Below are 22,625 nucleotides of genomic sequence, written 5' to 3' on the forward strand. Positions count from 1 at the left end.
GTTACTCAACCTCCGACACTGAGTTTTCTACCACCAGCTGGCCACCTTTTAATTCAATCCGCAGATCAACCCCACTGAGCGTCGAGGCCCGATGGCTGATCAGGATCCGGGTTTTACCGGCAAACACCCGGTTAACATTGGCAATCACTTCGGTTTCGGTGGCTTCATCCACCGCCGAGGTCGCCTCATCTAAAATCAAGATCACCGGCTGCTGCAAAATCGCCCGAGCGATCGCCACCCGTTGTTTCTGGCCACCAGACAGCTGACTACCACGTTCACCCAACGGGGTTTCTAAGCCCAACGGCAGGGACTCAATTAACGCCGACAATTGGGCCTGTTCCGTGGCGGCTAACACCTCGGCATCGGTCGCCTCTGGCGCGGCATAACGGATATTCTCCATCAAGGTGCCGCGAAAGATAGTGATATCTTGGCTCACCAACGCCACCCGCTTACGCAGTTCCATTGGTGCCAATTGCTTCAAATTAATACCATCGATCAAAATACGCCCCTGCTGCGGATCGTAATAGCGCATCAGCAGATCAATCACAGTGGATTTACCCACCCCAGAGGGGCCAATCAAGGCGATACTGCCGCCAGCAGGCAGCACAACACTGGCATGATCGAGAATCGTTGCGCGATCTTGATAGCGGAAGCACACCCGATCAAACTGAATTTCACCGCGCATATCATCGGCCAGTGTGGTGGGGTTCTCAGGTGCAGCGATATCCGGCTCTGCCCGACGCAAGTCCATGACCCGATCGAGGCTGACCGACATCCGCTGAATCGCCACATACAGCCCCAATAAACTTTGCACTGGGCCGGTGGCCATCCCCAAATAGGTCGAAAACGCGATTAAAGAGCCCAATTGCCACTGCCCTTCAATCACCCAATAACCGCCGATCAGAAATGCTGTGGCGCGGGTCAGTGAGGTCAGGGTGCCGGGCACCGCTTGAGTGAAAAATTCGGTGACCTGTAGTTTAAGCAGATCGGTAAGATAGTGATTACTCAGGTTATGCAGTTTACTGGATTCCCGTTTTTCTTGGGATACCGCCTGAATAAACTTCATTGCAGGCAGGGTTTCCACTAAAAAAGAGCTAAGATCGGCCGAACGTTCGCGAATAATCCGCGCTTGGCGCTCAACTTTACGGCGCATCCAGCGCAGCCAAAGCACTTCTAAAGGAATCAGCACCAACACTAATAACGAGAGCTTCCATGAAAGCGTTATCAAGAGTGCGAACGCGCCAGCCAAACCCAACACACTGCTTAATGCCGAGAACATACTATCAACGGCAAAGCGCTGAATCTGAGACACATCCCCATCGAGACGGGAGAGAATATCGCCGATCCGTCGGCCACCATAAAACTGCGGCGACAGGGTTTGTAAATGCTCATACAGATGTTCGCGCAGGGCAAACAGAATTCGACCCGATAAACGGGTGTGTAGATAGCGGCTAATACCCGACAAGCCGGTGCTGAAGATACCGACGAAAATCATCGTTACCGCCATGGTGACTAACATGCCGTAATCTTTCGCCAGCAAGCCCTCATCAATCAGCAACTTGGTTAGCCAGGGTTGCAGCAACACTAACGCGGAGGAACACACCGACAGCAGCATTAAGCCAATTATCGCTTTTGATTGCGGTCGAACAAAGGTATAGAGCCAACGAAACGCCTCTTCTAACCGCTCTCGATCCTGCCCATCAATTGCTGCACTTAACCATCTGATCATGTTGACTCTTTTTATTATTCGCTTTAAATACAAAAAAGGCTGTCACCGGACAGCCTTTTACTTAACAGAACAACAATCGTCAGCTTACTTCAAAAATGCGATCCGCATGGCTGAGGTAGACTGATCACCCGGTAATTTGATTGAACCAATTTTCTCTAATGTATCAGGATCGTGGATCGAGATATCACTCGAAGTACCACCCACATAGATGGTCCGGTTTTGCGTCATATTTAGGTCGTAATAGGTATGTTCCATATTATGCACTGCGAGGGTCTTTTTCTCGCTAATGTCATGTTTGGACAGCGTATTAAACGCTCCGTAGAGTATATTACTATCGGTCGGATCGGTAATAAAGTTGAACACGATAAACTCAAACGGCAATATTTCGCCCTGTTCAACCTCACCGGTTTTAAGATCTACCCGGCTCATACCCCACCAGAACTCAGCTTTCTCCATATCACCCGGATCACCGTTCCACTTAATGGTGAAGTACGGCAGGATAAACTCATCTGCTTGCTCCCCTAAGGTGTGCATGGCAAACGCGTCAGGCTGTGTCCAGCTATCGCCCCGCTTCCAGTTTTGTAACAACGTCAGTACACGAATATCACCGTTTTGCGGATTAATCGCCTGCACATCATTACCACCGAGAATGACTTCACCGGTATCCATTGCCATGATCTTGGTGATCTGACGATCGACCGGGAAAGTTCTGATCGGCTTAGCATTAAGCCCAGCACTGGTGTCATATACCGCCAGTTGAGGTTCCATCACTTCATAGCGATCATTCAACTTACGGGTTGGGTTTTGCACCGTGTACAGCTCTTTACCATCTCGGCTAACCGCCAGTGACACAAAGCTTTTAACGGTAACGTTGTCATAAGATTGCTTCGCCGAGAAGACGATATCGCAGTTGGTAATATCAAAGCCAACCACATCTTCCCATTTATTGGTGCCGACATAGGCAATACGGCCATCCGGAGACGGTTCAACCGTCCCCTGACCAAAGGTGCCTGGCACATCACAGCTGCGCACAATTTTATTGGTTTCAGTATCGATCACATGCAACTGATTCGGACGGGTCACCGTCAACAGATATTCATGGCCACCGCCTTTCATACCGTTGAGATCCGCCGACGGGCTCATCGCACAACCAGACATCAGGGCAACAGTACCGGCGATACCAACCAAGGCAGCGGCTTTTATTGTATGGGTAAATTTCATCTGTGCCTCCTTCACTTCTGCTCTTCAGGGAAAATGCCGTCCAGCTTGCGCCAGTCTTCATCCGCCTTCGCCACATCCTGAGACCAATCAGGATAGTTACTCATGGTGTCAGGCACCTGAGCAGGCCACCAGCAGGCATCAGCACAACCATATAGATCAGATTCCATCGGTTGACACAGTGAACCCAAACCACCGAACGCATCGACTTCCCAGCCTGGATCATTAGTGGACGTACAGCCCACGATGGTTTGCATAGCAACGACTTCTTCGACATCACCGGTCGATGTTGCCTTGTCGATCATTCTTGCTTTTTTATTAAACGACTTAAGATGTTTCATTTTCAAGCTCCTCGTCGCGGAGTCACATGGGCATCAAAAAAGCCCGGATTTTCTAGCATGATGTGGGTGTACGCTCTAACACCGAAGTCGACCCAGTCACGCAGTAGGTCGCAATAGTGATAAGAGGGTACGGTCGCATCACCGTATTTGGCATAACTCTCGTGATAACAACCGCCAGAACAGATATTGCGGATTCGGCAGGTTTCGCAGCCGGTATCGGTACGATCTAATCGGGTTTCAACAAATTCAGCTAATGCCGGTTTATCCAAGCCTTCGCTCACATCGCCAAACAGAGGCTGATCCGAGCCGGTAAACCGGTGACAGAGGTTAATACCGCCTTTAGTATCAACCGCAAGCAAGCCAACACCCGCACCACAGGGCAATTGTTTCTTATTACCCTCGTGAATATCGGTCATCAGCATATGCATATTGCCGTAGCCTAGATTTTTGCCCTCAAGAGCCGCATCCAGATACTTTTGGCCTAACCGCTTCATACCCGCAAACACCTCAACCATCTCTTCACCGGTGAGGTTGAATGAGGAAATATCGCCTGAGGTCACAGGGCCAAAGCCCACTTCGGCAAAGCCGAGATCGTGATACAGGTGATCGAATATAGCTTCTACATCGGTGATACCTCGCGTCAACGTCACCCGACAGCCAACAGGGCGGGCGTTGTAGCGTGCTAACACCATTTGCGCCTTACGTTTAACGACATCGTAAGTGCCTTGGCCACCGACACTGATCCGGTTTTTATCGTGCATCGCCTTCGGCCCATCCATCGAGATGGTTAAGCCAAAACGGTGCTCGTTAAACCAGTCCACCAGCTTTTCGTTCAGCATGGTGGCGTTGGTGGTCATGGTGAAACTCACCTCTGCTTCACGGGTCGAAAACAACTCTTCACAATAAGCCACGACATTACGTATTAACGGCATATTGGTGAGCGGTTCGCCACCGAAGAACACCACGTTGTACTGACGCTGATCCGGAGACTCTTTCAGCATCATCTCGATCGACTGAACCGCTGTTTCAAAGCTCATCTTGTCACCCTCAGATGGGGTGGTCAGATCTTCTTTATAACAGTAAGTACAGCTGAGGTTACAACCGGTATTGGTGTTCAAAACAATGGTTGTCAATGGAAACTGGTCCACCGGTTTCGGATCAATATTGATCTGCTCCCGGGCACCCTTTTCAACCACAATTTTCAGTGTCTTTAACTCATCCAGAGTATCAACCACATCACCGGCACTGAACCGACCATCAAACCGTTCACGAATTTGAGGAGCAGAGACCTCCCCCTCTGAGGTAAACAGTTCAATAAGCTCACGGCCCAGATCATCCAGCTCAAACAGACTGCTGGTTGGCACATGGAACAACATCCGTCGTTCCTCCACATCTACGAGGTGTAGATTGGGTTTTACCAGAGTTAAAGATCCCATATTCAATTTCTCTTCTTGTTATTGGTAACAGCGGTCATTAACAATTGTTATCGGTGCCAGTCTTACTGAATGGCGCGTTTGATATAACTCGGCACTGCCACCAACAGATCCGCTTCACCTTCAACCGCTTTACCACCCTCTTTAACCGTCGCTACCACCGTCAACATACCGACGTTATTGGCAGACATGCGACGTTTAGGGTTAAGACCCGTATCGCCCGGAGTGAAGATACCTTTGCTATCGATGGTGCCAGCATACTCAAGATCTTTATCTTCAGCCGCCACTTCGTTTTGAGGTTTAAGCGACCAGTTAGCAGGCATATAACCGAGGTTTAAATCATCCTCAGTGCCTGGTTTACCGTCAGCACCCGCGGCAAAAGCGATGGCGCGGAAGGTTGATTTGATCTTAGGAATCTTGCCGCCATTGCCACCGATACGTGCCAAGCCATGCATAGGAGAAACCTGCACCGCCGCCACTTTATCGTACACCGCTAGCTGCGCTTTCGCCTTGGCCGAACCAACGGAAACATCACGCATACCCACAGCGGCAGAACCCGACGCTTTCGCTAACACCACAACACGATCCGCATCACGTGACAGGACTTTAACCACCTGAACACCTTTGCCTAGTTTCACCGCACCGTTGAGGTAACCACCTTTAATGGTGATTTGAGTTTGCTGGCCTTGCTTAATCGCCGCCGGAGACAGAGCAACGATACCCGTTCCATTGACGGCTTTCAGTTCGCCACCGATTTCGTCATGGGCGCTTTGATACATCCGTCCAGTCAGCGTAGAGCCATCTTCAGAAGCGGCCATGACTTGACGTACACGAACACCATCAAGGGTCAAACCGGCACGCCATTCAAAACCAGAAAAGACTTTAGCACTACCCGTACCGCGCAGTTCAGAGCCATCGGCATAATGCCCGACCATGGTGACGGAATAGTTATCTTTTGAGGTTTGAGCGGCCGTCAGCACAGCACTGTAATCACCTTTTTCTGGCATGAAGCCAGAAACAGACCAGCTACCATTAAGCACAGGCTTGGCTGCGTTTTCCCACTTAGCCCAAGCTGCATCATTGAAGGCATAATCCATCGCCAGCTTAGGGGCCGTTTCATTCAGCGCAATATCGTACCAACGACGATCTCGCGACAAGGCGTGTAGTTCTAGGGTTGGATGCACCGCCATATGGGTGGTTACCAACTCTTTCCACTCGCCTTCAGTCCGGCGCTGCAGACCAAAGCGGGCGTTTGAATGACACCGGGCACACATTTCGACATACGCTGGATCAACGTCTTCAACAACATTTGGCTGTTGTTCTAACGCATAGCGATGCTTAGCGGTTTCGGACGGCGCCAAGCCTTGAGTATCAGACAGATACTTAATCAGTGTCTGTTTTTCTTCGCTGGTTATATGTAAGCCATTAAGATGCTCCATACGTTGCAGCGTCATCTGCCAGCCTTCCGGCGTTTTGCGTTGTTCACTGATTCTAGAATAAGGTTTGTCAGGATTATCGGTCTGAGTATGACAAAGAAGGCACTTAGCCTTAATGATCTCATCCCCACCCATAGCCCAACTCGCCCCAGGGGTTAGCATCGTCCCCACCAGCGCCAGTGCACTCGCATTGAGTAGTGCATACTTGGATTTATTATTATTCAAGGCCAATCACTCCTGTAAGAATTATTTTGCAGCACCGGTATTGTCAATTAAATACCGGCGCAGGCCCTCATCTTTCATTATTAGATCGCTGCTCACCAGCTTCACCCAAACTAACGGTCAGGTGTAAATGAATTTCCGGGGATTTGTGTTAAGTTGTCCGTTAATGTAACAAGATGTAACGATTACCGATTAATAACAAATAAACTTATTACGTTACAATTAGTTACCCTGAAAACGATCTACACCCGGGTTTCGCATGAATCACTGTTCCGACAGCGAAGTGCTTGGTAGACTCGATGGTGACGAGTAACCACAAAATGATAATAGTTGCAGACCATGAATCTATCCATTGAACAGCCACACATTCTGATTGTTGAAGATGACTTTGCCTCCCGTGCGCTGCTGGTCAGCTATTTCGAAAGCGAAGGCTACCGGGTCAGTGAGACAGATCATGGCGAAAGCCTAGTACAACGGGTATTGGATGAAACCATCAACCTCGTGCTGCTCGATATTAACCTGCCGGGTAAAGATGGCTTATCCCTCACCCGGGAACTGCGGGCGCATTCCAAAGTGGGCATTATTCTGGTCACCAGCAAAGGCGATGAGATCGACCGTATTGTTGGCCTCGAGCTCGGGGCCGATGATTATGTTACCAAACCCTTTAACCCTCGCGAGCTACTGGTGCGGGCCAAAAACCTGCTCTGGCGGGTGACCGATCAGGCAACCCCAGAAAAAAACAACAGTCGTCATCTAATCCAGTTTGAAGGCTGGACCCTCGACTGCAGCCGCCGCTTATTAGAAGGCCCCGATGGTTCGGAGCGGCTGCCAGAGGGTGAGTTTAAACTCTTTCATGCACTGATCAGCAGCCGTGGACAGGTGCTCAGCCGAGACCAGCTAATGGATGCGATCCATGACCGCGAATGGACCCCCAATGACCGCTCGATCGATGTTTTAGTGGGTCGCTTACGGCGTAAACTCAACGACAACCCTCTCGACCCTCACTTTATTTTGACCGCCCACGGAGCCGGTTACATGTTTGCCGGTGAGGTAAAATAACCCATGGGGGTCTTGCCTGGGTTTAAACTACTGAGCATCATCCATCGGGGTAAACACTGCACCATCAGACGGGCCATCAGAGAGAGCGATCAACGCCTCGTCATCATCAAACAGCTGAATAACAGCACCAACACCCCGGAAGAGTTACACCGTTTCGAACATGAAGATGAGTTACTCAGCGCCTTAAATATTGATGGCATCGTCGCACCGCTAATGTTCGCCAGCGTGAACACTCGCCCGATATTGGTATTCCCCGACCGAGGCGGTCTCTCCCTACGACAAACATTGCAGCAAAAAGAGGCCCATTGGCATGAGATACTGCCGATGGCCATTGCCATCAGCGAGCTACTGGGCAGACTTCACAGTGAACGGGTGATTCACAAGAAACTATCACCGGATAATATTCTCTGGTTAGCCGACAGCGGCACGGCTCAGTTGATCGACTTTTCGCTAGCCACCCGCCTCACCCGCGAACAGGCTAGTTGGAACTCACAACAGATCTCGATTGATGATCTTCGTTATATCGCCCCAGAACAAACCGGCCGTATCAACCGTCATATCGATTATCGCAGCGATTTCTACAGTCTCGGCGTCACCCTATATGAAGCCTTTTGTGGCCGCCCACCCTTTCGCAGTGACGAACGCCTAAAGCTTATTCACAGCCATATTGCCAAGCACCCGAAAGCACCACACAAAGTCAATCCAGCAGTACCAGAGATGCTGAGTCGTATCGTGCTAAAACTGATGGCCAAAGATGCCTCAGAGCGCTACCAATCCAGTTTTGCTCTATCGCAAGACCTGAAAAAATGTCTCGACCTCTGGCATCAGTTAGCATCGATCCCGCTATTTAACTTGGCCAGCCAAGATATTTCTGAACACTTTTCGGTGCCCCAGCGACTCTATGGCCGCGCCGCGACCATCCAAAAGCTGCGTAACAGTTTTGATCAGATGATGATGCGGCGCCAAGAATTGATCCTTATCACCGGTTATGCGGGAGTCGGTAAATCGAGTCTGGTACATGAATTACGGCATTATATTCATGAGCAAAACGGACGCTTTATTAGTGGCAAATTCGACCAATTTCGTCGAACACGCCCCTATTCTGGTATTTTTATCGCGTTACAAGCGCTCATCCGGCAACTGCTGACCGAGAGCGAACAAGAGATCTCGTTATACCGGGAAGCCATTCTTAAATCACTGGGCCAACATGCTGGTGCACTGGTGCGACTGCTGCCCGAACTGGAACTGGTAATCGGCAAGCAACCGAGCGAAAATCGAGTCTCGGTCTTGGAAGAACAAAACCGTTTTTCCCGTCTGGTCAAAGCACTGCTGCAGGTGTTCGCCACCGAAGAGCAGCCACTGTTACTGTTTCTTGATGATCTCCATTGGGGCGATCTAGCATCCTTTAACCTAATTACCTCACTATGCGAAAACGGCGATATTCCCAATTTATTACTGGTCGGTAGCTATCGCGACCAAGAAGTCGGCCCGACCCATCCGTTAACACTGGCCATCGGGCGTATCAAAAAAGGCGGCTGCCACCTCAGTGAAATATTGCTTGAGCCGCTGAATAAAGCGCAAATTATCCGCCTCATCGCCGACACCTTGAGAACCGAACCGCAACGCTGTACCGCGCTAGCACAGATCTGTCTCGAAAAAACCCAGGGTAACCCTTTTTTCCTGATTCAGTTTCTCTACTCGCTTCACGATGACGGTTTAATCAGTTTCCATGAAAACCGCTGGCAGTGGGATGAGCAGAAAATTCAGTCGCGGGAGATGAGCGACAACGTTATCGATTTGATGGTCAGTAAGATTCAGAAACTGCCTAAAAATAGCCAGAACGCCCTGCAGATGGCCGCCTGTATCGGTAGCCCCTTCGACCTTAACACCCTTTCAACGGTCCTCGAGTTAACCATTCCGCAGCTGACTGAAGGGCTTTTTAACGCGGTGCGTGAAGGGCTATTGATTCCTCTGAATATCAACTACCCAAGCCTTTCGGGACTCACCTTTGAGCGACACCGCTACCGGTTTGTCCATGACCGAATTCAACAGGCCGCTTACTCACTGATCCCTGAAGCGCTGCGACAACAGCTCCACCTACAGATTGGTCGGTTATTACAGCAACGTTTCGCCGGCCAAAGCAGCGCCCCAATATTTGAAATCACCAACCACCTCAACAGTGCTCGCTCACTCATAGAATCGACTGCCGAACTCACCGAGCTGGCATCACTCAACTGCCAATCCGGTATACAAGCACTCGATTCCGCCGCCTTTGATGCCGCTCAAGATTATTTTGAAACCGGTATCGAACTGCTGCCTGAGGATTGTTGGCAGCAACACTACGAACTGACCTTAACACTCTATAAAAGTGGCGCTGAAGCCGCTTATATTCGCTCGCGGTATGAGCAGATGGACACTCTGATCGATCAGGTCATTGCCAACGGCAATAATGTCCTCGACCGTGTCAAAGTCTATGAGATCAGAATTCAATCCTATATCGCCCGCAACAAATTTGATCAGGCGATGAATGAAGCCTTACAAGTACTGCCGATGCTCGGGGTCGTTTTGCCGCAGAATCCCGGCCGAGTGCATATTTGGAAAGGCATTCTGCGTACCCAGTGGCTGTTACATCGGCGCACAGCCGAACAGATACTCAGCGCTCCACCGATGCAAGATCCCCATGATTTGGCGGCCCTGTCGATTCTGGCAAGTATGTTTGGCGCGGTAAAATTCTCCAGTTCGGCACTGCGACCACTGGTAATGGCCAAAGAGGTCGAATTAACCCTAACGCGGGGCATAACCGCCCATTCGGCGATGGCCTTTGCCGGTTATGCCGGCACCCTCTGTGGTAAGTATTCCGCCATTGAACAGGGTTATCGCTTGGGCTGTGTGGCAATGGAACTCGATCAGCGACAACCCGATCGTCTGTTACATCACCGCACCACCTCCCTGTTTGACTCCTATGTACGGCATTGGAAAGAGCCATTGAAAAACTCTATCGACTCCCTGTTAGAGGGGCATCAACAGGCCATTAACTGCGGTGATGTGGAATGGGGTAGTTATTGCCTCGCCGCCTGGATTCAATATGCCTTCACCCAAGCGGATAACTTCGCCGAGATTCAACCAACCATCGAGAGTTATACCCGTTCGTTGCAACAATACGGTCAGAAACCCTCGATCCAATACTCGTTACAAGCATTGCAGGCCATCGATAATCTACTGGGGCGAAATGCCAATCCCAATGGCTTTTTCGGCCGCTTCTTCACCCAAGAGATGCTCGATCAAAACCATCGTGAAGATCACCGCACCGCCATCGCCACCTACCATTATTATGCGGCGCTGTTCTGCTATATCATCGAAGACTACCCTCAGGCACTACAACATTGTCAGACCGGTATGCCCTACCTACCCCATATTGTCGGCACCTATACCTCGGCCTGTTTAGAGTATCTGACCGCCCTATCGCTACTGGCACAGCTCGATGAGTTCAGCGTGTTGCAGCAGCGACAAAAGTTAACAACGGTACGACGCATTATCCGCCGGGCTAAACGCTGGGCCTATCACGGCCCGGAGAACCATCAGTATTTCGCCGATCTACTGCAGGCCGAATATCACCGCGTCTGCCACCGCTATAGTCAGGCGATGGACTTTTACGATGCGGCTATCCGTGAAGCGCAGAATAACCACTTTCATTTGATTGCCGCATTGGCCCGGGAAGTGGCTGGCCGCTGCTATCTCGAATGGGGTAAGGATAATATTGCTAGCACCTATTTAAATGAGGCGTGGAGCGATTATCTGAAGTTACAGGTCAAGCCTAAACTGCAGCAATTACAGCAACAATACCCCGAGATGTTTGGTGACCGGAACATCACCAGTAACCACAATAACAAGACCGTCATTAGCGTCGATGACTCCGCTAATATTTCCAACCAACATCTGGATATTATCTCGGTGATCCGTTCTTCTCAGGCGATTTCCGATGAGATCGAACTGGAAAAATTGCTCGGTCGATTGATGACCTTGGCGTTAGAAAGCGCCGGTGCTCAGCGCGCCATTCTGATCCTTAAAGACAAAGAACATCTGTATATCGAAGCGGAAGCCGAATCCGACCGGACGCCCCACTTCTTTAACGGCCTAGCCTTGGAGGATAGCAACCGCTTACCCACCAGCATTATTCACTATGCGGCCCGTACCAAAGAAACCGTGGTATTGAGTAATGCCCACAGCCATGAAATGTTTATGCAGGACAGTTATATCCGCAAACATAAACCACGTTCACTGCTGTGCAAACCTATTTTATATCATGGCGAACTGACCGCGGTGCTATATCTCGAAAACAATGAGAGTCGCAATGTCTTTGACCCGTCTCGTTTAGAAACGCTGCAAATCCTCTCGGCGCAGGCAGCGATCTCCATCGAAAATGCCAAGCTCTACTCCAGCCTAAAACATTCAGAACAGGAATACCGTTCACTGTTTGAAAACACCGTCGAGGCGATTTTTAGAGCCAGCCCTCAAGGACACTTTATCTCCGCCAATCCAGCGTTGGCCGAGTTACTTGGCTATTCCTCTCCGGCAGAGTTTCTTAACGCGATTACCGATATTGCCAGCCAGTGTTTTGCTAACAGCCATGATTTGCACAGTTTTCTACAACAGCTGGCTCAGAACAACCGTGTCACCGATTTTGAAACCGAATGGTTGCGCCGGGATGGCTCCAGCGTCAATCTATCGATCTCGGCCCGACGTGAATTGGATAATCGCGGTAATGCACTCTATTACGAAGGCTCGCTTACCAATATCACCGAGCGCAAAGCCAAAGAGCAGGCCCAACTAAACCTACAGCGCTCAGAAGCGTCCAGTCAGGCTAAATCAGAATTCTTGGCCACCATCAGCCATGAAATCAGAACCCCGATGAATGGTATTCTAGGTATGGCGCAGCTGTTGGAAACCCAGCAACTGCAACCGGAGCAACGTAAACATGTACAGGCTATCTACCAGTCGGGACAAACCCTGCTTTCCATTCTTAATGATGTGCTCGATTTCACCAAGGTTGAAGCCGGGCAGACCGAACTCGATCTAACCCCTTTTTCAATCCAGCAGGTGTTGGAAGAACTCGAACTGATTCTTCGGCCGATGGCGCACAATAAACAACTGCAATTACAACTTACGATTAACGACCCATTGCCCGAGGTGGTGATCGGTGATCGGCGCAGCTTAGGCCAGGTGCTGATGAACCTCTGCGCCAATGCGATTAAGTTTACCCAGCAAGGCTATGTGACCATCACCGTGTGCTGTGAAACCAGCGGTGACACTATCGGACTCCATGTCACCATAGAAGACAGCGGCATTGGCATTCCCAAAGAATCCCACCATCGAATTTTCCAGCACTTTTCCCAAGCCGATTCCTCGATTACTCGCCGTTATGGGGGCACTGGACTCGGGCTGGCGATCAGTAAAAAAATAGTCGAGCTGCAACAGGGAGAGATCGGCTTTGATAGTGAAGCCGGTAAAGGCAGCCGCTTCTGGTTTAGCCTACCCTACCAGCGGCCCACTGAAGCGACACAAAACCCTGCCCAGCCCGCCAAGCAAATCAAAGGTCAACCGCTGCGTATTCTACTGGTTGAAGATACTGAAATTAATCAACAGGTGGCGACCGGTTTACTGGAAAGTGACGGGCACTCGGTGGATATTGCCGCCAACGGCTATCAAGCGCTGCAACTGCATGATCAGCATGACTATGATCTGGTATTAATGGATATCCACCTGCCCGATATGGACGGTATGGAAACCACCCGCCGGTTGCGCCAGCATGCTCAGTCAGCCAAAGCCCATATCCGGGTGATCGCTCTCACCGCCAGCATCACCGAAGCAGAGATCAATAACTACTATTCCGCCGGTATCGATGCGGTGATCGGCAAACCGATCCAATTCACCGAACTACAGCAACTGATTGGTAAACAACAATCAAAATTAGGTAAGTCAATCACTACCATGGATACGCCTGCGAATAACGCACAACCCACCAGTGACAATCACTACCTAAACCCCTCACTGGTGCAACAGCACGCCGATATGCTGGGAATGGAAAAATTCGCACGTCTGATCGGCCAGCTTGAATCCCAATGTGAACAGCTGATCAGCGAATTAAAACACGCTCAGCAACAAAACAATCTGACACAACTTCGCTCGATCGCCCACCAACTTAGCGGTGCCGCCGCCAATTTTGGTCTGCTGGCTTTAGCCAGCCAGTGTAAAGCCTTAGAAGAAAACCGCGAGACCCCAACGCCAAACACCTATGATGCACTGCGTGACCTGTTACTGACCAGTCTGACTAAGCTGCGGGAATTTAATCAACAACACGGCGCTAAACCTTAACCGCTAAGAATCGCTAGCCCTCGGCCATTAAACGAAAAAAGCCCCTCAATGAGGGGCAAAACGGTAAAACAAAAGGAGATCACCGGATAACCCTCCGGCAGGGTAGAAAAGACAAGCCTGCAGGAATACAGGCTCACATGGCTGTCATCTATCGAGTGACAGCCATGATGAGAGGCATAAATCAGCCCCTATTTATTGATATTAAGCACCTGAATTGAGGTATATTCCAGCAGACCTTCTTGGCCAAATTCAACACCAAAGCCAGACATCTTACAGCCACCAAAGGGAGCATAAGGCAGCAACTCGGAATGACCATTGACCCACGCGGTGCCACACTCAAGTCGGGCTGCAACCAGCGCTGCTTTGGCCGTATCCGAAGACCATACCGAACCCCCTAAGCCCTCATCAGAGGCGTTGGCTCGCTTAATCGCATCATCAACATCGCTATAACGGATCACCGGTAAGACCGGGCCAAACTGCTCTTCATCCACCAAACGACAACCATCGGTTACATCAGCAACAATGGTCGGTGGATAGAAGTAACCAGCACCTTCGATCGGTGCACCACCACACAGAATCCGCGCGCCATTAGCCCGTGCATCTTCGACCAAATCATTCACTAAGCTAAACTGCTTACGATTTTGAATAGGGCCAAAAGTAACGCCCTCGTCCAAACCATTACCTACGGTTTGCTTCGCTGCTTCATCGGCCAGCTTCTCGCACATCTCTTCGTAGATAGAATCATGTACATAGAGACGTTTTAGCGCCGCACAGGTCTGTCCCATATTAAGGAATGAGGTCTGGAAAACCGCTTCCGCAATCGCCGAAGGATCAGCATCGGGCAACACAATACCCGCATCGTTACCGCCCAGTTCCAGCGTCAGACGCTTAAGGTTTCCAGCGGCGCCACGCATAATATTTTGACCGGTCGGGGTCGATCCCGTAAAGACGATTTTGCTAATCCCTGGATGACCAGACATACCACTACCAATACCGGATTCACCGGTAACAACATTCACCAGCCCTGCCGGTGCGACTTCATTGATAATCTCAACCAGACGAATCGTGTTGAACGGCGTCAAACCGGACGGTTTAGATACCACCGTATTACCCGAACGGATCGCTGGCATAATATGCCAAACAGCAATCATCAGCGGCCAGTTCCAAGGCGTGATCGAACCCACAACGCCCAATGGCTTACGGTGTACTTCAACCCGTTTAGCCTCGCCATCTTCGAGCACTTCAACCGGCATCTCTAACTCAGCGGTAGCCCGAGTCCAAGCAACGGCTCCGCCCACTTCCATCTGTGCCAAAAACAGCGGTTTACCCTGCTCTTCAACGACAATACGTGCCAACTCATCGGCATTCGCTTCAATTCGATCAGCAATGCTATGTAACAACGCCTTGCGTTCTTCAGTGCTGGAATACTGCCAAGTCTCAAAACAGGCCTGTGCTGCAGCAATCGCATCGTCGAGCTGTGCCAAACTCGCTTCAGGGCAGTGCGCAACCACATCTTCCGTGGCGGGATTTAAAACCTCAAACTGGCCAGCAGCGCCGGCCACTTTCTGACCATTAATAATTAACGAGTAGTGTTTCATGCTCATATTCCTTTGTTACCGAAATGCCGTTGCCCTAACCGAGGGCAACGGCTCATTTATAATTATGCTGTGCAATCAGAACGGTACGATCGCAATAACCTGTGCGTAAAAGTTATCCGACTGAGTATTCTGAGTTTGGTTGCTATTATCCGGTGAATAAACACCAATTAACGGGCTAATAATCAGGTGCTCGTTAACCACCCACTCCGCGTAAAGATCCACTTCTTGGCCTTCCGAGTTAGCACCAAAGGTCGATGAATCACTGAAATCAAAATACAGTGCACCGATCGATAACATCTCGGTTGGAGAGGCTTTCAGAGCGACATGCTGAATCGTCGCAGATGAACCGAATGGTCCAGCATAGTTAGCGGCGACTTCACCTTGGAACCAAGTGCCGTAGCCACGGTTGAAACCATAAAACAGTGAATCAAAACCTTCATCATATTTGGTATAACGGTAGGTCACTTGAGGTGACCATGCGACATCAGCAAAGGTCCAACCCGCCTCAGCATACCAAGCATTGGCATCATCGGAGTTATCACCTTGGCTCTGATCAGCATATTCAGCCGACAGGAACAGGTTCTCAACACCGGCGTTACCCTGATAACGCACACTCATGGTTTTTTGGCCATCACGGGCGGTATTATTCACCGCGTCCAGACCTTTGATATAAGTACCACCAAAGGTACCTAACTCAGTAATATACTCAATATTAGCCCCGGCTAGCTCCATTTCGGCCTGTCCGGTGTTATCAGAATGTAGATAGAACAGATCCCCCCGCAGGCCATCATCTCCGCCAATACGGGCAATCGCTGTCTGGTCGAATGCCTTACGGGCAGCCAGCCAGTAAGCACCACCACGGTTAGAATCGGGGAACACACCTTCACCAAAATTCAGTGCATCGCCATTAATCAAAAACCCATCACCGATGGAAAAGTTTTGACGACCAAATGAAAGGTCTAGGGTATCGGTACGAAAGCCGATATACGCATCTTCGAGGGCTGTCCGACGTTCACTACCATCGGTATTACCGCCGGCATCACCGTCGCCCCAAGTACCGGACGACACAAAATTGATGCCGCCATAGACGGTCGCGGCTTCGGAGATCGCTTTACTACCGCTGAACCCGGCCTTCAAATAGCCTTCCTGCCAAGTAGAGCCGTTACCCGCTTTACCAAAGTAGTTTTCATCACTGCTGAAGGTACCAAGCACCGCTTCAATATCCAGATTCAGTTCGGCGCCATCTTCGGCATAGAGGTTATAAGCCTGTGCTGGCACGGCCATAGCCGCCGTGACTGCCGCCACTGCTGCAGTCAGCATGTAGCCTGAAAGCTTATGGCTGGTAAATTTTTTCATCGATGTGATCCTCCGCGAAGCCGCGATTTTTTTATAATATTGGGGTGCTGCAATCACTGAATAACCCAAGATTGCTATCGATTAGCCGGCTGCGAGATAGGGGAAACCTCGGCCGGTCAAACAGATACATTAAGCACTGAGACCAGACTAACCGTGGCGTGTAAACCAGTTTCCTGAAAAATGTGTAATGTTGTGCAGAAATGTAACGAAATAAAACAAACGGAGAAAACCAGCAAGCTACCTGGCTTTTGTACTGTTAAGCGAAAGAGCCCTTCTCTAAAAAGCGTCTTCAATAGTAATGGCTAAATCAGCGTGCTGTAGAGGATGGCAGGCAAAAATCGGGTTAGAGTGTTCGTTTTCAACACAAAGCAAACATGAGATCAGACAAACGAAAAGCGCCAGAGGCCCCCTCAGGGCGCTTTTCTATATCGGCAACATCAGTGACACAAAAACGTAATGACTGAACGAATGGGCCTGTGTTTAAAAACAGGCCGGAACAACTAACCGCTAAAACCGAGTGTTCATGGGAGCGGTGCATCCAGTTAAATAAATATGTACGAGGTAACGAAACCGGTTTCACCGCCCAATGGTGGGGATGGAGACGTCAGAAACTACTCCGTGAACAGTGTGATGCAGAGGCCAATTGCATTGAGTTTGCCTTATAAATGAAAAAGGCTGCTCCAAAACCCAACAGTAAAAAGCCTGAGACTAATGGCAGCACCGTATCATTGAAAAGCTGACCAACTATCGTGCCAAAAACAACCGCCAACAGAGTCGAAAGATTACCAATAACCGCAGAGGCAACACCGGCAATTCGGCCAAAAGGTTCCATCGCCATGGCATTTAAATTACCAAACTGCAAACCAACAAAAAACAGTATGCTCCAGAGATAGGTCATCAACAACCATAACGGTGGAACGCCCTGTAATCGCCAAGAGAGTAGCAGCATGATGCACGACAATCCCGCCACCGATAGCGCCGCCGTCAACGCTAACCGCGGTGCTCCCCAACGCATCACTAGACGTGAATTCAAATAGGAAGCCCCCGCAAAACTGACCGTGAGTGTCGCGAATAGCGCTGGGAACATATCACCCATCTGATAAACACCCTGCATCACCGGCTGAACGGAATTGATAAAACCAATAAAGGCACCAAAAATAAACCCCAACGCCAGCACGTAATACACCGCCGCCCGTGCTTGCAAGATTGATTTAAAACTTTTAACCGTCTCACTAATCGAAAACGGCACTCGGTCATGCTCGACTAATGTCTCTGGCTGTCTTAACCAAAACCACAGCCCAGCTATCACCGCCAGCGCCAACAGAAAGATAAAGATTTCCCGCCACCCAAACAGCCAAAGCACTCCCTGTCCAATTAAGGGCGCAACCACCGGCGATAAAATAAACACCGTCATCACAAGGGACAGCACGTGCGCCATCTCATCGCCTTTATATTGATCTCGAATAATGGCCAAGGTGATCGTTCTTGGGCCCGCCGCTCCCAGACCTTGTAGAAAGCGCCCCACTAACATCATTTCTAAGCTATCGGCCCAGAGCGCAACCAAGGTTCCGCACAAGAAGATCCCAAGACCTAAGTAGATTGATGTTTTCCGGCCTTTAGCATCGGCCAGAAAACCATAAATCAACTGTCCAACCGCCATGCCCGCGAAGATAGTCGAAACAACTAACTGAATATTATTCGATTCACCGACATCTAAATCGGCGGCCATCGGGTCGAGGGCCGGTAAAACCGCATCGATCGATAGCGCAACCATGCACATCAGCAACGCCATCAGACCAATAAACTCGACCGACACCCCTTGTTTAAGCGCTTTCATGCAGCATCCTAGGCTGAAAACAGGGGGCGTCTTAGCTCGCCCCTGCCTCACTGTTTATAACTGAATACACTCGGTGAGTGTTAAGCGTGGCTGGCCATAATGACTTTCAAGCCATTTTTTAGCTGTAAGGATTGCTCTTCAGATAGCCCCATAAGCACCTGCGCTTCATGTTGCTTAGCCAGTGCCAGTAGTTCATCGGCCCGCCGCCGCCCCTCGGGTAATAAAGCCAGCGTATTGTCTTGTAGTTGCACCAGCCCTTTATCGACCATCCAGTCAATGGTTTGTAGTAGCGCAACCTCGGGCTGCATTACGATCGGCGCAAGCGCCTCGAGGGTAATTGCTCCCCTATCACGCACCATCGCCAGAATACGCCACTCTTCCGGGTTAACATCGCCTTTGGCTTGTAATAAAGGATATAGATCCGCACTGAAACGGTTATAGGATTCACGCAACATATACAACAGATAGTCGGAGATAAAGGCACCGGATTGATCCGGTTTTTCATAGGTCACGGTTGAGGGATGCTGGCTCGATACCGAATAGCTGCCCCGGGTAAACACCAAGGGTAAATTACTATCCCGGTAGCGGTAATCGATAACTTCACCGACTAAAATCAGATGATCACCACCTTCATAAACAGCCCAGGTTTTACATTCAAACTGGGCCGAATAATCACTCAGCAACGGGCTGTCCCCTACCCCTTGGGTATACTCAACATCTTTAAATTTATCTTCGCCCCGACTGGCAAAACGGTTAGAGGTCTCAACTTGATCTCGGCTGAGTACATTAACGGCAAAGAATTCAGCATTTTCAAAGGTGGCTAAGCTATGCGCCCCTTTATCGATGCTCCACAAAATCAAAGGGGGTCGATCGACACAGAATTAAAACTGCTGGCGGTTACACCGACCGGCTCACCCTGTTCATCACGGGTTGTTATAACGGTTACCCCGGTGGGGAATTGCGATAGCGCCCGTCGAAAATCACGTATATCTAAATTTTGCATACTCATCTTTATCACCCTTTATATTTGAAACACCAGCATCTATATCGACTGCTTAACACCTAATACCTACATCTATCAGCTTGCACTTCTAAATCACTGTTTACCGGCTACTCTCAGGTTAATACCGTCAGAAACCGTTCATTCAGCACCCGGTCGTGATAGAAAATAGCTTTGCCTAGATCTTCAACCTTCCAAATGACCGGTTGATGATCGGGGTAGTGATAATCGCCGCCACAGAACACTTCATTACGGTTGCCCGAGGGGTCAAAAAAATAGATGGTCTGACCGTGGGTTAAACCATGCCGGGTAGGCCCGATATCGATCGGGGTATCGGTCATCGAGATCAGATCACCGGCTCGCAGGACCGCCTCCCAGCTATCGAGGAAAAAAGAGGCATGGTGGAATTTATTCGGTTCGGGACAGTCGATAAAGGCGACATCATGGGATTTCATCCCCACGGTCATAAAGATACCGACCTTCTGATTTTCAGGATCAACCACTTGCTCGGCTAGTTCAAAACCCAGTACATCGCGAAACAACATATGGGTCTGTTCGATATTTGGACCATATAACAGACAATGATCAAAACGGGTCGCCTTCATGCCCTTCAGATTGCGAGGCCAAGCGTCAGGGTTAATATTAGATATGCCCCACTTGCCGGTTTGTTGCTTGTCCGCATAGAGCTCAAAGTAATGACCCGTCGGTGCCTGAAAACGAATTCGACGACCGCAGCCAAACAACTCATCAGCGGGAATATGTTCAACCTCACAGCCATAGGCGATTAAATCCCCTTCAAGCTGCTCCAGCACGGCATTATTGAGCACTTTAAAGCCCATAAAATCCATGCCTGCCGTATCGGCCTGCCGAAGCACAACAGAAAACTTATCCACTTCGGTCCAGCCCTTAAGATAGACCCGCCCTTGAGCATCTCGGTCCACCTCAATTAAGCCCAACAGTTCACTATAATGGCTGACCGCTTCAGCCAAATCTAAAACCCGAATCTGCACATGACCCGGCCGCATAATACCTTTTCTCATCGTGACACCTTCTTTCTTATTATTGTCTAAGTGACAAGCAACCCAACCGGTCATCGGTCCATTCGGGGATGCCGTGCCAATGTGTTATTCGCAGACCGCCATATCACTCTTTAATCGGCACAATCAGCACGGGGCGATCCGATAGCTGTAATACCGCTTGGGCGGCAGAGCCGAGAAAAAACCGCCCCAATAACGAATGAGTTCGTGTGCGCGAGCCCATCACGATCAGATCAGCCTGCAGCTCATCGGCCACCTTAATGATGGTCTCAGCGGCGGGCCCTTCTTCTAGGCGCGTGATAGGTTGCTGTTGCAGCGGCTTATCCATGAGCTCCTCAAGACAAAACGTCTCGATACGATCAGTCATCAAGGCTTTCAGTTTATCGATACCCTCGGCACGCATTTCCGCCAACCCGGGGGAGCTCAGATAGCCTTCGACCAGTGTTTTGGTCGCCGCATTTGCCGGCTCGACCACATGTAAGAAGATTAATTGAGCATTATGTTTAGCAGCTTCATTAACCGCCATATAGAACGCTTGCTTAGAACTTTCACCTAGATCCGAGGCATATAGCACCCGATTAATATCCTGAATCATCATTACCGCCTTTTCAGTCGCGGATGCGGCCTGCAGTGCAACGCACCACAGACACGCGACCCATCAAATTGTGCTAGCCAACCATGCCAGGCAACAGCAGTGAGATCGCCGGGATCGTTGCAATCAGCACCAGTCGAATAATATCGGCAATCCAAAAGGGCGTGACGCCTTTGAATATAGTGGCGAGCCTGACATCCGGTAACACCGATTTGAGCACGAACACATTTAAGCCCACCGGCGGCGTAATCAAACTGATCTCGGTGACCACAACCACCAAAATACCGAACCAGATCAGATCGAATCCCAATGCTTGAACCAGTGGAAAAAAGACTGGCACCGTCAACAGAATCATCGACATACTCTCGAGCACACAGCCTAGTAACACATAGATAGCAATGATCGCCATAATCACCCAGATCGGGCTGAGGTTCATTTCCAGCACCATATCGCGCAGCGAATCAGGCAATCCGGCGAGGTTGATAAAGTTAGAAAACAGCACCGCACCAATCACCAAGAAGAACAGCATCGCGGTAGTTCTCACCGTACCAACGAGGGTTTCAACCAGACTTTTAAAGGTCAGACGACCACGCAGCAAAGCGATAAAAAAAGCCCCCGATGCGCCGATACCCGCCGCTTCGGTTGGCGTGAACACACCGCTATAGATGCCCCCCATCACCACCACAAACAGCAAGCAGATCGTCCAAACGTTTTTAAACGCGACTAGTCGCTCAGTCCAGCTGGATCGCTCCCCTGCAGGGCCTTTTTCCGGCTTCAGTTTCACGGTGACGGTCACCGCCGCCATATACAGAATGATGCCGAGTAAACCAGGCAACAGTCCGGCGATAAACAGCAAGCCGATATCGGTTTCCGTGATAATGCCGTACACCACCAGAATCACACTGGGTGGAATCAGAATGCCCAGTGTGCCTCCGGCAGCAATCGAACCGGTGGCCAATTCATCGGAGTAGTTGTATTTGCGCATCGATGGCATCGCCACCTTTGACATGGTTGCCGCTGTAGCCATAGAGCTACCACAGACCGCCGAGAATGCACCACATGAGACAACCGTAGCCAAGGCCAAACCGCCTTTGAAATGCCCAAGAAACGCATTGGAGGCACGATACAGCTGCGAGGATAGTCCCGCCTCCGTGATGAAATTACCCATCAGGATAAACAGCGGCACCACCGAAAGGCTATACGATAAGCCGGTTTCAAAGGACACCTGCGAGATCATATTTAACGCCGCATCCCAGCCCCGTGGATTACCAAACTCCACCTGCTGCACATAGGCAAAGCCGCACACCCCGACCAGCGCCATCGCGAAGCCCAATGGCACACGGGCGAAGATGATAAGCAACAAAACGGCAAAGCCGATCAGACTAATCTCCATAA

13 protein-coding genes and 1 pseudogene are annotated in these 22,625 nt (G+C 50.1%); 2 read left to right on the top strand and 12 right to left on the bottom strand.

The window, feature by feature from the left end; genetic code table 11:
* Position 1: 1 nt before the first annotated feature.
* The 5 genes from AC0L4K_RS13220 to peaA form a co-directional block, all read right to left on the bottom strand.
* Positions 2-1,729 carry an ABC transporter ATP-binding protein gene (locus tag AC0L4K_RS13220; RefSeq protein ID WP_473266602.1) on the bottom strand — a complete coding sequence of 576 codons (1,728 nt, stop codon included), beginning with the start codon at positions 1,727-1,729 and terminating at the stop codon, positions 2-4.
* An 84-nt stretch (positions 1,730-1,813) separates the two neighbouring features.
* Positions 1,814-2,950 carry a quinohemoprotein amine dehydrogenase subunit beta gene (gene peaD / locus AC0L4K_RS13225; RefSeq protein WP_320134604.1) on the bottom strand — a complete coding sequence of 379 codons (1,137 nt, stop codon included), beginning with the start codon at positions 2,948-2,950 and terminating at the stop codon, positions 1,814-1,816.
* An 11-nt stretch (positions 2,951-2,961) separates the two neighbouring features.
* Positions 2,962-3,288 (bottom strand): quinohemoprotein amine dehydrogenase subunit gamma, encoded by a 327-nt coding sequence (gene qhpC / locus AC0L4K_RS13230; RefSeq protein WP_126159490.1) that lies wholly within the window; start codon positions 3,286-3,288, stop codon positions 2,962-2,964.
* A gap of 2 nt (positions 3,289-3,290) precedes the next feature.
* Positions 3,291-4,724 (bottom strand): quinohemoprotein amine dehydrogenase maturation protein, encoded by a 1,434-nt coding sequence (gene peaB / locus AC0L4K_RS13235; protein ID WP_126159489.1) that lies wholly within the window; start codon positions 4,722-4,724, stop codon positions 3,291-3,293.
* 62 nt (positions 4,725-4,786) lie between these two features.
* Positions 4,787-6,382, bottom strand: a complete 1,596-nt coding sequence (peaA, locus tag AC0L4K_RS13240) for a quinohemoprotein amine dehydrogenase subunit alpha (RefSeq protein WP_473266605.1) — start codon at positions 6,380-6,382, stop codon at positions 4,787-4,789.
* Between the two features lie 336 nt (positions 6,383-6,718).
* Here peaA and AC0L4K_RS13245 point away from each other — a divergent pair, with 336 nt between their 5' ends.
* Entirely contained in the window at positions 6,719-7,438 is a 720-nt protein-coding gene (locus AC0L4K_RS13245; RefSeq protein ID WP_417226933.1) for a response regulator, read from the top strand.
* Positions 7,439-7,441: 3 nt separating this feature from the next.
* Positions 7,442-13,810 (top strand): AAA family ATPase, encoded by a 6,369-nt coding sequence (locus AC0L4K_RS13250; protein WP_473266607.1) that lies wholly within the window; start codon positions 7,442-7,444, stop codon positions 13,808-13,810.
* 188 nt (positions 13,811-13,998) lie between these two features.
* On the opposite strand, the gene AC0L4K_RS13255 is transcribed toward AC0L4K_RS13250, so the two are convergent.
* The 7 genes and pseudogenes from AC0L4K_RS13255 to AC0L4K_RS13285 all read right to left on the bottom strand — a co-directional run bounded on the left by AC0L4K_RS13255 (position 13,999) and on the right by AC0L4K_RS13285 (position 22,623).
* On the bottom strand, positions 13,999-15,408 hold the full coding sequence (locus AC0L4K_RS13255; protein WP_417226929.1) for an aldehyde dehydrogenase family protein: 1,410 nt from the start codon (positions 15,406-15,408) through the stop codon (positions 13,999-14,001).
* A 75-nt stretch (positions 15,409-15,483) separates the two neighbouring features.
* On the bottom strand, positions 15,484-16,764 hold the full coding sequence (locus AC0L4K_RS13260) for an alginate export family protein (RefSeq protein ID WP_417226927.1): 1,281 nt from the start codon (positions 16,762-16,764) through the stop codon (positions 15,484-15,486).
* A gap of 604 nt (positions 16,765-17,368) precedes the next feature.
* On the bottom strand, positions 17,369-18,601 hold the full coding sequence (locus AC0L4K_RS13265) for a multidrug effflux MFS transporter (RefSeq protein WP_473266609.1): 1,233 nt from the start codon (positions 18,599-18,601) through the stop codon (positions 17,369-17,371).
* An 80-nt stretch (positions 18,602-18,681) separates the two neighbouring features.
* Positions 18,682-19,610: pseudogene (locus AC0L4K_RS13270) on the bottom strand (flavin reductase).
* A gap of 107 nt (positions 19,611-19,717) precedes the next feature.
* On the bottom strand, positions 19,718-20,641 hold the full coding sequence (locus AC0L4K_RS13275; RefSeq protein WP_473266612.1) for a catechol 2,3-dioxygenase: 924 nt from the start codon (positions 20,639-20,641) through the stop codon (positions 19,718-19,720).
* A gap of 103 nt (positions 20,642-20,744) precedes the next feature.
* On the bottom strand, positions 20,745-21,236 hold the full coding sequence (locus tag AC0L4K_RS13280) for a universal stress protein (RefSeq protein ID WP_473266614.1): 492 nt from the start codon (positions 21,234-21,236) through the stop codon (positions 20,745-20,747).
* A gap of 70 nt (positions 21,237-21,306) precedes the next feature.
* Entirely contained in the window at positions 21,307-22,623 is a 1,317-nt protein-coding gene (locus AC0L4K_RS13285) for a TRAP transporter large permease (protein WP_473266616.1), read from the bottom strand.
* Positions 22,624-22,625 lie beyond the last annotated feature (2 nt).

This window comes from Amphritea sp. GJ51-11 (assembly GCF_055808735.1).